The following is a 13731-nucleotide window of genomic DNA, read 5'->3' as shown; positions in this document are numbered from 1 at the left end:
ATGATTGTGTATGTATAGACAATAACAAACGAATGATTATACTATGGGGTGAAGATAGATGGAACGATTACAAAAGGTGATAGCACATGCTGGACTGGCTTCCCGCCGTAAAGCAGAAGAGTTGATTTTAGAAGGTAAGGTAAAAGTGAACGGCAAAGTAGTGAAGGAATTAGGTGTGAAAGTTGGGCCTAATGATAAGGTTGAGGTTAATGAAGTCCCGCTAGAAAAAGAAGCCCCAGTTTATTTCCTATTCTATAAACCGCGCGGCGTCATTTCGGCAGTTTCTGATGATAAGAATAGAAAAGTCGTAACTGACTTTTTCCCTTACATCAATGAACGGATTTATCCAGTTGGCCGCTTGGATTACGATACTTCAGGCTTATTGATTTTAACCAATGACGGGGAATTTGCAAACACGTTAATGCATCCGAAGCATGAAGTGGATAAAGTGTACGTGGCAAAAGTGAAAGGGATGCCTTTGCGTGAAAGCTTGAAAAAGTTGGATAAAGGTATCAAGTTGGAGGATGGCAAGACTGCACCAGCCAAGACAAGGGTATTGTCTACCGACAAGAAAAAGGAAACGGCGATAGTTGAAATCACAATACATGAAGGCAGGAACAGGCAAGTCCGCCGGATGTTCGAAGCAATTGGCCATCCCGTCATTAAATTGAAGAGGGAACAATATGGTTTCTTGACCTTGGACGGTTTAACAGCAGGAGATTCCCGGGAGCTGACTCCACATGAAGTTAAATTAATGCGGACTTTAGCAACGACCGAACCTAAACAGCGGAGAATGTAAGAAAGAATTTTCCTGTATTAATAGGTTGAAACCACTACCCCATTCTTCCCCTGGAAGAATGGGGTAGTGGAAAACAACCTGTAAATACCTTTTCCTTCATGAATCAGGAAAGAATGTCACAAAACCTTCAGAAATGTAAATAAAAAGGACATGGCGTTAAATGGTATAATGGTATGGTTAAATTTAGTGTGGCCTTAGGAGGATCTCTATGGATAAAAAGAAGCGACGCCTAATTAGCAGAACCATCATTCTCCTGCTTTTAGGTGCAGCTTTAGTGTTTGCCCTTTATACGAACTTCACTAAAGATAAGAATGAAAGTCTGAGAAAAGGATCAGATGCACCCAATTTCGTCTTGACTGATATGGAAGGCAAAGAGCATAAACTTTCCGATTACAAGGGAAAAGGCGTCTTCCTGAACTTTTGGGGTACATATTGCAAGCCGTGTGAATACGAAATGCCTTATATGGAAAATCAATATAAAAACTTTAAAGACCATGGCGTAGAGATATTGGCGGTTAATGTCGGGGAATCTGACTATGCTGTCAATAATTTCATTACAAAGCATGATCTGACCTTTCCTGTCATGATTGATAAAGGTAGGGAAGTGGAAAATGCTTATCGCGTGGATATATTGCCTGTCACCTTTTTGGTCGATAAAGAGGGGAAAGTGATAGATATCATCACCGGAGCTTTGACAGAAGAGAGCATCCAAAAGCATATGGAGAGAATTAAACCATAATATTGGGGAGTTTTTGACATGAAAGAAGTAAAATGCGATTGTGGTCATATAAATCCGTTTGGCACAAAGATTTGTGGTAAATGCGGGATGGTGCTTGGTAACGAAAAAGAAAACAAGCTTATTGATATGAGATATGAGGGAAGTGCCAGGCGTTCACAAACATATAAAAAAACGATCATCGATAAAATATGGAACTTCTTTTCTTCCGTTAAGGTAGGGGTGACGCTCATTGTCATTGCGTTGATCGCTTCAGCTATCGGGACGATTTTACCTCAGGAAATGTACATACCTTCAACAGCTACGCCTGCTGAGCATTATGAACTGGAATACGGCTGGTTCGGAAGAGTGTATTATGAACTCGGGTTTCATAACTTATATAGTTCATGGTGGTATTTGATTATCATAGGCATGCTGGGCATATCACTATTGATTGCCAGTATCGATCGGTTCTTTCCATTATATCGATCGTTAAAAAAACAAGGGGTCGCACGTCATGACGGTTTCATGAAACGTCAGCGGATTTATGGGGTGACAAAGCTTGAAGACCAAGATATAAACCTTGAAGAAGTAAAGGATAGACTAAAAAGGCAGCGTTATCATATACGGGAGGAAAACGGTCATATACTTGCCGAAAAGGGTCGTTTTTCACGTTGGGGACCCTATGTTAATCATATTGGACTTATCATTTTCTTAATTGGAGCATTATTGCGTTCTGTCCCTGGGATGTATATCGACAAAGTACTTTGGCTGCGTGAAGGCGAGAGAAAAGAAATCCCGGGTACAAATGGTGAATATTACCTCCAGAATAATGAATTTACCTTAGAGGTGTATGACAAAGAGAATCAAGAAGATGCGCAGTACAGTGCTGCAATCGATAAAACCGGTACGATCGCAAAAACCTATCAATCCGATGTTACGTTGTATGAGCGCAAGGGAGAAACCTTACCAGGGGAAAAAGTGGACCTTGAAAAACTTAAAGATTATAAAATCAAAGTCAATGAACCTCTGAAACATGATCATTATGCCCTCTACCAAGTAGACTATAAACTGGATGAGCTCAGTACGATGGCTTTTAATTTGATAAATAAAAAAACCGAAGAGAAATATGGAAGCTTAAAGGTTGATTTGAACAATCCACAAAAGAAATACGAGTTGAAAGAAGGATATTCCGTTGACTTGATCAGTTACTTCCCCGATTTCGAGTTCGATGAAAAAGGTGAACCTAGAACGATATCGAAGATTCCGAATAATCCAGCATTTATCTTTAAAATGCATACTCCGGATAAGCCAGAAGGTGAGGTCAGTTTCGTAGCGATTAAAGAGACTGTGGAGCCTTTAGGGGAAAACACTTATAAAATGGCTTTTAATGGTGTGGAAACCCAAGATGTCACGGCTTTGACCGTCAGGAAGGATTTAACGCTTTGGATCTTATTCACGGGTGGAATCATTTTCATGATCGGCGTTGTCCAAGGGTCTTATTGGAATCACCGGCGTATATGGATTAAGAGGAAAGATGATGAGATATTAATGGCCGGCCATACAAACAAAAACTGGCACGGTATTAAAAGAGATATAAAACAAGCGATAGAATCAACATCACTTTCCGAACCAATGGATCAACTTGAAGATGAGAAATCTTCTAGTAAGGGGGAAGTTTTAAATGGCTGAATTAAGCAGTAACTTTTTATATGCAGCTTTCTTATTATATCTTGTCGCAACCTTTTTATTTGGGGGATCGATCAAGGATAAACGCGGAGCGGAGGAAAAGAAACAAAACATATGGGCTAAACTGGGCATTTTCATCACCATTCTCGGTTTCGCGGCGCAAATTGGGTATTTCATCACTAGATGGATTGCTGCCGGCCATGCTCCGGTAAGTAACCTGTTTGAATTTACGACCTTTTTCGGAATGATGCTGGTCGGTGCTTTCATATTAATTTATTTCCTTTATAAAACACCTGCCCTTGGGCTATTCGCTTTACCGATTGCGTTATTGATAATCGCATATGCAAGTATGTTCCCTACAGAAATTTCGCCACTCATTCCTGCTTTGCAGAGCGATTGGCTTCATATTCATGTAACGACTGCAGCGGCAGGACAGTCGATCCTTGCCATAAGTTTCGTTACTGCCATCATTTATTTAATCAAATTCGTCGATCAGACACAATCAAGCAAAAGAACGTTCTGGCTTGAAGGCATCATGTTCACATTAGTCTGCACCATTGGATTCGTTATCATCACTTCTTCTTTTGCTGCGATGGATTATAAGGCGAATTTTGATTGGGTCGATAAACACGGAGCCGAGGTCAAACAGGAATTCAACTTACCGGCTTTGGTTGGTCCCAATGAAGGGAAACTTATCGAGACGGATCGATTTGAACCACTGGTGGACATGCCTCCACTGATCAATGCAAAGAAACTGAATACTGTACTTTGGTCATTCGGTATGGGGCTCGTCTTGTATGGTTTAATAAGGTTGATTGCTCGCAAAAGAGTGGCAGCATTGATTAAACCGATCGTTAAAAATGTAAATTTGAATTTATTGGATGAGATTAGTTATCGTTCGGTCCTTATCGGTTTTCCGATTTTTACACTCGGTGCCCTCATTTTTGCAATGATCTGGGCTCAAGTGGCCTGGACACGATTCTGGGGCTGGGATCCGAAAGAGGTCTGGGCACTGGTTACTTGGTTGTTTTATGCAGCTTTCTTACATCTGCGCATGTCAAAGGGATGGCAAGGGGAAAAATCAGCTTGGCTTGCCGTCATCGGTTTTGCCATCATTATGTTTAACTTGATATTCGTCAATCTTGTTATTGCTGGTTTGCATTCATATGCTTGATTCTGTATTGTAATATTTAGATGAAGGGGGTCTTTTGAAAGAAACATCGAGGAGTTGGCTTATCGATTTTTCTGGAGAATGATCCTTTTTTTCGTCACTCCCTTTAATAAGGATATTTCGGTGAAATAGCATTCATGAACTTTTAGTGAGCGGTCTAAGTCTTTTTTTGTGACAAAATGGTGAAAGGTTCATGGAAGCCATGCAAAATAGGCTCTTTATCGTACTTTGTGCGGAAAAAGTATTAGTCATGGAAGTTTTCATTTTGTAGAATATATGATAGGAGGCTGATTACATAATGTATAATGCTATAAAAATTCTCGTGGTGGATGATGAGGAAAGAATCCGCCGGCTGCTAAAGATGTATTTGGAAAGAGAAGAATACATAATCGATGAAGCTGAAAATGGAGATATGGCTTTAACAAAAGCCCTTGAAAATGATTATGATTTAATTTTATTGGATATTATGATGCCTGGTAAAGATGGAATCGAAGTTTGCCGTGAATTAAGGGAAAAGAAAACGACACCGATTATCATGCTGACTGCTAAAGGGGAAGAAGTGAACCGCGTTCAAGGGTTCGAAGTGGGGACAGATGATTATATCGTAAAGCCGTTCAGTCCCCGGGAAGTCGTATTAAGGGTTAAAGCTTTATTACGTCGCTCTTCAAGCACTAGTTACATGCAGACGGAAACGACGGCAAAAGATGTGATCGTCTTCTCGCATTTAACCATTGATAATGATGCCCACCGAGTACTTGCTGATAACAAAGAGGTTTCATTAACACCAAAAGAATATGAATTATTATATTTCTTGGCGAAATCCCCAGATAAGGTTTTCGACCGGGAGCAATTGTTAAAAGAAGTGTGGCACTATGAATTCTTTGGGGATCTTCGAACTGTTGACACGCATGTTAAACGCTTACGTGAAAAATTAAACCGCATATCCGAAAACGCAGCCAAGATGATTGTCACTGTTTGGGGTGTAGGTTACAAGTTCGAAGTCATTAATGACTGATGCTATGGGGCAGTGTTGTAGGGAAGCTATGGGCAACGATCCTATTGCTCGTGTCGTTTGTATTAATTGTTTTAACCGTTCTGCTGGTCGAATTCTTTGAGAATTTCCAGATTGAAAATATTGAAAATGATTTAACCAAAACTGCTGAACAAATCATTAAGGTAACGAATGAACATCAGGGATCCAGCAATGAGGTTTTACAAATAGCTTCGGAATTAATAGGCAACGAAACGAAAATGATCATTCTTAATGATGACAAAATGATATTCTCATCAATCGGAGGAGATAATGAGTACGAAATCACGCCGGAACTCATTAAAAAAGATTCCGAATTGATCAAGGTTTTTACTGAAAGAAAGACTGTAAAAAAGGAAATGGCGCTATCCGATGATGCAGGCAATGAGGAATTGTCCGCAATCGTAGTAGGCATTCCACTTGAATTGAATGGGGAACAGGATGAAGTTTTCCTATTTCAATCGTTGGAGTCGATGGAAGAAACCACAAAATCGACTACACAGTTCATATTATTGGCAGCAGGCATCGCCATTATTTTGACAACGATTTTTGCTTTCTTTTTATCTACAAGAATCAATGCCCCATTGGTGAAGATGAGGGAAGCCGCACTAGCGATTGCCCGGGGGAAATTTGATACAAAGGTCCCGATCTTGACTCAAGATGAGATCGGCGAGCTTGCCATAGCGTTTAACCAGATGAGAAAACAGCTGAAATTCAATATGAATGCACTTAGTCAGGAAAAGGAACATCTCTCAAGCATTCTTAGCAGTATGGCAGATGGGGTCATTACCTTCAATAAAGATGGCACAATTCTTGAAACGAATCCGCCAGCAGAAAGATTTCTGCAATCCTGGTACTTTGAAAAGGGCTATAACCGGGAAGATAATGTCAATGTCCCATTGGTTTTGATGAATCTTTTTGATGAATCAGAGTCCTTCCATAAGGAGCAAGTCGGTGAAATTACTTTGCAGGGCCGTGATTGGGGATTCATTGTCAGTCCGCTATATACAAATGCCGACAATATTCGGGGAGCGGTGGCCATCATACGGGATATGAGTGATGAAAGACGTATGGACAAACTTAGGACTGATTTCATAGCGAATGTCTCCCATGAGTTAAGAACTCCGATTTCAATGTTGCAAGGATATAGTGAAGCGATTGTAGATGACATTGCGAGCAGTGAAGAGGAAAAGGTGGAAATGGCCCGCATCATCTATGATGAGTCTTTGAGAATGGGCCGTTTAGTCAATGATCTCCTCGATCTAGCTAAATTGGAATCGGGTAAAATGAACCTTAGCTATGAATACGTACCTATTTCTCCTTATTTAAAGAGGATTACAAGTAAGTTTTCCGGGCTGGCTAAAGAAAAGGGGATCACAATATCAGCCAGCATGCAAGACGATCAAATTCAATGGCATTTCGACCCGGACCGCATTGAACAGGTTTTGACCAATTTAATTGATAATGCGATTCGTCATACTCCTCCGGGCGGTAACATTGATGTCATTCAGAGGACAAGTGATCGAAGGGGTCTGATCATTGATGTGAGGGACTCTGGATCTGGAATTCCCGAAGAAGATTTGCCTTTTGTATTCGAGAGGTTTTATAAAGCGGATAAAGCAAGGACCCGCGGCCGTTCGGGCACCGGTTTGGGTTTGGCAATCGTAAAAAATATAATCAATGCCCATGATGGCTTCATTTCGGTAAACAGTTTACCTAATAAAGGGACGACTTTCAGTTTTATTCTGCCTCGAATTATGGAAAATGCTGAATGACGGGTGGCTTGCCAAAAAAATCTTGTTTCATGAGGAACTGAGAAGACAAAGGCAATTGGATTTCTTTCCAACTTGTCTTTGTTTTTTTTCGGAAACAAAATAAGAAGTCCCTGATATGTGGAAATTAACGGAATTTTATAATAAGATTAAAGCCGAAGTATGTAACTTTTGTTTAGGATTGACGACTATATTTATGAACGGATGTGGGGAAATGATGGATTCCGTTTTCCACGATCTATATGAAAAATATCATCAGGAAATATATCAATTCATTTTTTATATGACTAAAAATCGAGAAACGGCTGAGGACCTTGTTCAGGAAGTCTATATCCGGGTGATGAAGGCTTATGAACGCTTTGAAGGAAAAAGCAGTGAAAAAACGTGGATGTACTCGATTGCAAGAAATGTGACGATTGATTACTTTCGGAAACAAAAAGGGTGGAAAGATAAAATCTTTCCTAACTTTGATTGGGATAGGCAATTGATAAAAGATAAGGAGCCCATTCCGGAAGAAGTGGCTATCATGAACGATGAAATCCAAGATATTTATCAATGCTTAAACCGGTGTACCACGAATCAAAGATCGGTCATCATTTTACGATATATTCAGGGATTGTCCATTACGGAAACTGCTGAAGTATTGAATTGGAGTGAAAGTAAGGTAAAAACGACCCAGCACCGTGCTTTGAAGGCTATTAAAAAGTTGATGGAAGATTTATCAGGAAAGGAGGGCCACCGCATTGAGAAGATCCCGTTGGAAAGAAAGCGAAATTGAAGACCTGCTGCGCGAGCTTCCGAAATTAAAAGATGACCGAACCAAGGCAGAGGTGTTTTCGAGAATACATGATAAGAAGAAAAAGAAACACTGGATACCTCTATTTGTGGGTGTTGCCTCCTTATTCTTAATGGTAGTTTTGGCATCATCTTTAATTATTGAAAAAAAAGGAACGATAAGTCAAGAGGACAGCGGCAGTAGTGGGAAATTATCTCTATCTGAAAATAAGGAAATGGCAGATCTTGAACGGCAGGATGGAAGTAACAAAGAAAATCATTCAGCAGATAAACAGGATAATCAAAAGTTTTCGAGTAAGCAAGCGGAAATCGAATCTAAAGACAAGGTTTCAGAAATGGAACCCCGAAAAGGGGAAAAGGAAAAAACATTTGCACGAGCGATCTATCAAGATGACCTTAAAAATGCATCGATCATTACGATGGGTGTCCCAGATGATCAAATGAATTTCATCGTTCCCATTTCAATTAAACTCAAACATTATGACGAAAGTGATAAACTGAATCAGTTAGTTAATCAAATGTCCGATATGGATGGAGAGCAATATGGGCTATCTGACTATTTTCCACTTGATATAAAGATCAGCAAAGGAAATGATAGGACCACTGCTCATATTGATTTTCAAGAAAAAAGCCGACTATTGGATGAAGATACACTTTTTCTCCATTCGATGGAGGAAACGCTTTCATATAACAATATAGAGAAAATGACATTTTCTACAGATGGTAAGCAAGGTGCCATGTTTGCGCACGCGGGATATTTAAAGGAGGTGGACATACCTCATCAAAAAAATCGCACATACTTTCTTTACCAAAGGGATCAGTCCTCCCCAAGGTTCCTTGTTCCAAGCAATATGGGTTATCAGGACTTTGAGGAGGCGCTGCAAGCTGGAAAAGGGGAGGCGGACATCGAGGGAATTTCACCTGCAATCCCGCATGACCTGACATGGGAAAGGGTAAGCTCTAATGGAGATCTTGTGATCATTCAATTATCAGATCAAGCTGCCATTGAAAATAGTAAGGAATCCCTTCAAGCTTTAGAAGCCATACTCTTCATTGCCAAGGATTTTGGTTTTGAAAAAGTGAAGTTTGAAAATGCTCCTATTGAAGAGGTAGGTCAGCTGAATTTAACTGAAGACATAGTGGTGCCCAAAGCACCGAACCAAGTGAATTGATGGTGCGTTAAAAACACCCTGTCTATGGTTGGCAAAAGCCCCTTGCATTCACAGAAAAAGTGCCCGCGCTGGACGGGCACTTTTTTCTTCTTATAATGAGATACGGGCCATGAATGTAATTTCTTCTGTTTCCATTAAAAATTGTTTCATGTTGTCTTCTAATGGTAAATCAAAGCTCAAAACCATGATGGCTTCCCCGCCAGCTTCTTTTCGGCCAACCTGCATGGTGGCGATATTCACTCCGTGATCACCTAGGACCTTACCTACGTTACCGATTACACCAGGTTTATCGGTATGCTGGATATAAAGTAAATTCGGTTCTGGTTGAAAGTCGATTTTGAAACCATTCAAACTTACAATTCGAGAACCGTAATTTTCGATATAGGTTCCACTGATTGTTAATTCACGGTTGTCACCTTTTACTTTAAGGCTGATCAAATTCGAGTAACCTAAAGAGTCCGTAGAGATTTTTTCACCAACGGTTATGCCACACTCTTTTGCGATCAACAGGGCATTCACTTCATTGACTGATGCATCAACTCTTGATCTGAAAAAGCCAGAGATTAGACTTTTTGTAAGAATCGCTGTATCGAAATCCAATGATTCTCCTGCATACGTAACGGAGATTTCCTGAATTCCTTCATTCATGCACTGAGAAGCAATGGATCCCATTTGCTGAACAAGTTGATAGAAAGGCTGTACTTTTTCAAACACTTCTTTAGATATGGCTGGAAGGTTGATTGAACTTGAGACTGGGTTTCCTTCAAAATAGGTCAATACTTCTTGGGCAACCTGTACGGCAACATTTAATTGGGCTTCTTTCGTGGAAGCACCAAGATGCGGTGTAGCAATGACGCTATCCAGTTCAAGCAGTTTATGGCCAAGTGGAGGTTCTTCGACGAAAACGTCCAGTGCCGCCCCTGCAACATGTCCTTCTACTAACATTTCATATAAATCATCTTCGTCTAGAATTCCACCACGGGCGCAGTTTAGTACATATACCCCCTTTTTACAGGTAAGCAGTTTTTCTTTATTGATTAATCCTCTAGTATCATTCGTTAGTGGTGTATGAACAGTAATGATGTCTGCTTTAGGAAGCAATTCATCTAACGGCAGGGCCGTTACGGACATTTTCTTTGCACGATCGACAGTCAGGAACGGATCATAGACAATGACATCCATGCCAAACACTTTAGCACGTTTTGCAATTTCCCCTCCGATACGTCCAAAGCCAACTATACCTAATGTTTTACCACGAAGTTCAGTTCCCGTATATGAAGAACGTTTCCACTCCCCATTCTTCAGTGAAGCGTAAGCTTGCGGAATGTGGCGCATTAATGAAGCCATCATCGCAAATGTATGTTCAGCTGTTGAAATGGTATTGCCGTCAGGTGCATTAACCACGACAATCCCGCGTTTTGTCGCCGCGGGGATGTCTATGTTATCAACACCGACACCAGCGCGTGCTATAATTTTTAACTGCGGCATACGGTTCATTAAATCTTCCGATACCTTCGTTGCACTTCTCACAAGAATTGCATCGATCCGATCAAGTTCGTTTGCAGCTTCCTCTACGGTTTTCTGAATGAGATGAATATTGGATGCCTCTGATAGCGGTCCGAGTCCTTCTGGTTTAATGGCGTCTGCTACTAAAATCCGATACACGTCTAAACACCTTCCTAGGGAAAAGAATTATCTTAAATTTCAGTTAATTTTACAATTGAAATGCTGATTATGTCAATTTGGCTTAACTCGATGTAAGCGCTTAATAACATGATTATCATCTGATCATTTATTTAATATCGTGATATAAATGGCTTCGTCTTCGTTTGCATAGTATAAAAAAATTTTCGTTATTTGTTTTAAACCATTCACTGCGACGATCGATATTCATCCTAAACGCATCTACTGAGATAAAATGCTATCAAAAAAAAGGAATTTCAGATATAATGGGAAGTATAAAAATTTTATAGGTCTATCTTCGGGGCGGGGCGCAATTCCCCACCGGCGGTGATGAAGGAATTTCTTCTTCTAAGCCCGCGAGCCTTACAAGGCAGGATTTGGTGTGATTCCAAAGCCGACAGTATAGTCTGGATGGGAGAAGATGGAGGTTCCTGAGTGCGTTTCAACAGTTATTTGCTGAACGTTTGTTTGATGTAACCTTTAATTTATCCCTTTAATTCTATTGGAATTAAAGGTTTTTTATTGAGCATCAACATATTTTGGAACCCAAACCTCTTTTTCAGGTAGATCGGAAAAGAAGGAGAGAGAACTATGAATAAGAACAAAGTGAAAAAAACGGTTACACTTGCGATGATGGGAAGCATTTCTTATTTATTGATGCTTTTAAATTTCCCGTTTCCAGGATTCCCGCCTTTTCTAAATGTCGATTTTAGCGACATACCAGCACTGATGGCGGCATTGATTTTCGGTCCGATGGCTGGAATTCTAGTCGAGTTCATTAAAAACCTATTGGATTTAGTCATGACAGGGACCTTGACTGCTGTACCTGTGGGGCATATCGCTAACTTTATAGCCGGAATACTGTTTGTCTTGCCAACTTATTATGTATTTAAGAAAATCAATTCAAAAAAAGGGATGACGTTCGCTTTACTTGCGGGGACAGTTTCCATGGCAGTATTCATGAGTGTTTTAAACTATTTTGTCTTTTTACCGGCATATACCTTCTTTATGGGATGGGATGCAATGTCGGCGCCCGAGTCAAGAAAGTTCGTTACGACGGCAATCTTGCCTTTCAACGTGATTAAAGGCGTGCTCATCACATCTGTATTCATGTTGCTGTTCATTAAATTACAGACATGGATCAATAAGCAAATATTATATAAAAATGCTTAACGGCATTGACGATAGAAATGAAAAAACAACCGGATTTCCATATTCGGTTGTTTTTTATGTTTATGAGGAGATGTAATCCAACATTGGCCAAAAGAAAAAGCCATTCTCGATTGAAAATGGCTTGTACCGTTATTCGAATTTTAGTGCATCTCCGTCAAATGCCTCGTCAGCAACTTTAATGGAATCCGTTGGGCATCCTTCAAATGCATCCATCATGTCGTCTATAAGTACATCTGGAATTTCAACGATTCCCTCGTTATCGTCAAGGGTAACAAATGCAATCCCTTCGTCATCATAATCATATATATCTGGTGCCGCTGCTCCGCATGCTCCACAAGCTATGCATGTTTCTTTATCCACAATTGTAAATTTAGCCATGAATATAACCCCTCCTAAGTTGATTAACAACTGATAATCTTTTTATTTCAGATTATTATCTCTTTCTTATTGTAAGACCGAATGCCAAACTTTTCAATAGAAATTGTATTGATAATAACTATCATGTAGCTGAATGTCAACGAAAAACATCGAAATAATTAACTTGGTTCTCTCCATGGTTCGTCATTTAGTCACATAATTTCCCTTGTAATCATTAATAATAACGGCGATTTTTGCAGTTTTTTGTTACAATGGGGTTATTGGTTAAATGAAACAAGGATGTGAGTCCCATGAAGAATTATCTACAGGCCATCATTCTATATGCGATAAAAAAATTTCAAGGCGAACGTTCCATTTATGCTATATACCATATGCTGCAGGGTAAGAAATCGTCACAAACAATCCAGGATGCCCATTTATTCGGGTTAACTGATATTTTTGGGACAATACCCCGATTTACCCGTCAGCAATTAAATCAAAACATTGAACATTTACTTAAGCATGACATGATTAATTTAACGGATAAACCAGATGCGTATGAAATTAGTATGCAAGGTGAGAAAATGTTAGGCGATTACTTTAAAAGTAATCCTTTTCCGACGTATATAAATGGTTGGAAGTATCACAATATCACCCCGGTTTTCTGGGGAAGGTTAAACTTACTCATTCAAACTATATCTCATATTGTCCACAATGAAAGACGTTTTTATCCGATACAACGAAATCCCAAAATCCAATTCTTCGTAAAGGAATTTTTACATGTCCATCGTGAGGATCGAGCGGTGATTGCCCAACATCTATATGATGAATTGATATCCCTTTTAGAAAGTCAAAGTGATATGAAACGAGATATTTTCATTTTGAGGTTAACCGGAATAAACAGGATTGGACTTACGTTTGAACAGATTGCAAAAAGGAAAGATGTAGAAGAAGAGTATGTTCGCTTTACATTCCTTGACTCATTGCATCAAATGCTTGCAGAAATGGAAACGGGAAAGGATTACCCTCTCTTGTCCTCATTAACCAATGATTGGAAAAGAAGTGGGAATCCTCAATTGACACAATCTACAAATATAACTTTACGATACATCCAGGAAGGGAAAAATCTGGGTGAAATAGCTGAAATCCGCAGATTGAAAGTCAACACCATCGAAGATCACCTCGTAGAAATTGTCTTATCGGAAAAAGATTTTCCGATTTCCGATTATGTAACTATCGAGGATGAGAGGGAAATTGCTGAAGCTATTAAGGAACTTGGTACGAAAAAGCTTAAAGCAATCAAGCAGATGGTCGATAATAAACAAGTAAGCTTTTTCCAAATAAGACTTGTACTTGCGAAAATAGGTGAGTGATG

General features: G+C 39.7%; 12 protein-coding genes and 1 riboswitch. Of the genes, 10 read left to right on the top strand and 2 right to left on the bottom strand.

Going from position 1 to position 13731, the window contains the following annotated elements:
- Positions 1-58: 58 nt before the first annotated feature.
- From rluB to MKY17_RS18005, 8 genes are all read left to right on the top strand, one after another.
- Positions 59-799, top strand: coding sequence for a 23S rRNA pseudouridine(2605) synthase RluB (rluB, locus tag MKY17_RS18040; protein ID WP_034308106.1), 741 nt, complete (start codon positions 59-61; stop codon positions 797-799).
- A 208-nt stretch (positions 800-1007) separates the two neighbouring features.
- On the top strand, positions 1008-1538 hold the full coding sequence (resA, locus tag MKY17_RS18035; protein ID WP_098370814.1) for a thiol-disulfide oxidoreductase ResA: 531 nt from the start codon (positions 1008-1010) through the stop codon (positions 1536-1538).
- Positions 1539-1556: 18 nt separating this feature from the next.
- Positions 1557-3206, top strand: a complete 1650-nt coding sequence (locus MKY17_RS18030; RefSeq protein WP_339200267.1) for a cytochrome c biogenesis protein ResB — start codon at positions 1557-1559, stop codon at positions 3204-3206.
- Positions 3199-4377, top strand: coding sequence for a c-type cytochrome biogenesis protein CcsB (gene ccsB / locus MKY17_RS18025; RefSeq protein ID WP_098370812.1), 1179 nt, complete (start codon positions 3199-3201; stop codon positions 4375-4377). The genes MKY17_RS18030 and ccsB overlap by 8 nt, the downstream gene beginning before the upstream one ends.
- 295 nt (positions 4378-4672) lie before the next feature.
- Positions 4673-5389, top strand: a complete 717-nt coding sequence (locus MKY17_RS18020) for a response regulator transcription factor (protein ID WP_098370811.1) — start codon at positions 4673-4675, stop codon at positions 5387-5389.
- Positions 5386-7179 (top strand): ATP-binding protein, encoded by a 1794-nt coding sequence (locus MKY17_RS18015; RefSeq protein ID WP_098370810.1) that lies wholly within the window; start codon positions 5386-5388, stop codon positions 7177-7179. The genes MKY17_RS18020 and MKY17_RS18015 overlap by 4 nt, the downstream gene beginning before the upstream one ends.
- Positions 7180-7393: 214 nt before the next feature.
- Positions 7394-7954 (top strand): RNA polymerase sigma factor SigX, encoded by a 561-nt coding sequence (sigX, locus tag MKY17_RS18010; RefSeq protein WP_098370848.1) that lies wholly within the window; start codon positions 7394-7396, stop codon positions 7952-7954.
- Complete coding sequence (locus MKY17_RS18005; RefSeq protein ID WP_098370809.1) at positions 7920-9143, top strand: GerMN domain-containing protein; 1224 nt, start codon at positions 7920-7922, stop codon at positions 9141-9143. Before sigX ends, MKY17_RS18005 begins: the two co-directional genes overlap by 35 nt.
- A 90-nt stretch (positions 9144-9233) precedes the next feature.
- Here MKY17_RS18005 and serA read toward each other — a convergent pair whose 3' ends face one another.
- Positions 9234-10808, bottom strand: a complete 1575-nt coding sequence (gene serA / locus MKY17_RS18000; RefSeq protein ID WP_098370808.1) for a phosphoglycerate dehydrogenase — start codon at positions 10806-10808, stop codon at positions 9234-9236.
- A 308-nt stretch (positions 10809-11116) separates the two neighbouring features.
- Positions 11117-11253: riboswitch (FMN riboswitch) on the top strand.
- A gap of 164 nt (positions 11254-11417) precedes the next feature.
- Here serA and MKY17_RS17995 point away from each other — a divergent pair.
- A complete protein-coding gene (locus tag MKY17_RS17995; protein ID WP_141993586.1) occupies positions 11418-11999 on the top strand; it encodes an ECF transporter S component in 582 nt (193 codons plus the stop codon).
- 129 nt (positions 12000-12128) lie between these two features.
- On the opposite strand, the gene MKY17_RS17990 is transcribed toward MKY17_RS17995, so the two are convergent.
- The gene (locus tag MKY17_RS17990; RefSeq protein WP_034308087.1) at positions 12129-12377 is read right to left on the bottom strand and encodes a ferredoxin; all 249 of its coding nucleotides are present in this window, start codon (positions 12375-12377) and stop codon (positions 12129-12131) included.
- Between the two features lie 290 nt (positions 12378-12667).
- Between MKY17_RS17990 and MKY17_RS17985 the strand changes: the two genes are divergently transcribed.
- Entirely contained in the window at positions 12668-13729 is a 1062-nt protein-coding gene (locus MKY17_RS17985; protein WP_098370806.1) for a helix-turn-helix domain-containing protein, read from the top strand.
- The last annotated feature ends 2 nt before the right edge of the window (positions 13730-13731 follow it).

The organism is Peribacillus sp. FSL P2-0133, from assembly GCF_037975445.1.
Taxonomy (GTDB): domain Bacteria; phylum Bacillota; class Bacilli; order Bacillales; family DSM-1321; genus Peribacillus; species Peribacillus simplex_E.
The sequence above is the reverse complement of the archived record's forward strand: the minus strand, read 5'-3'. Positions and strand labels throughout refer to the sequence as shown.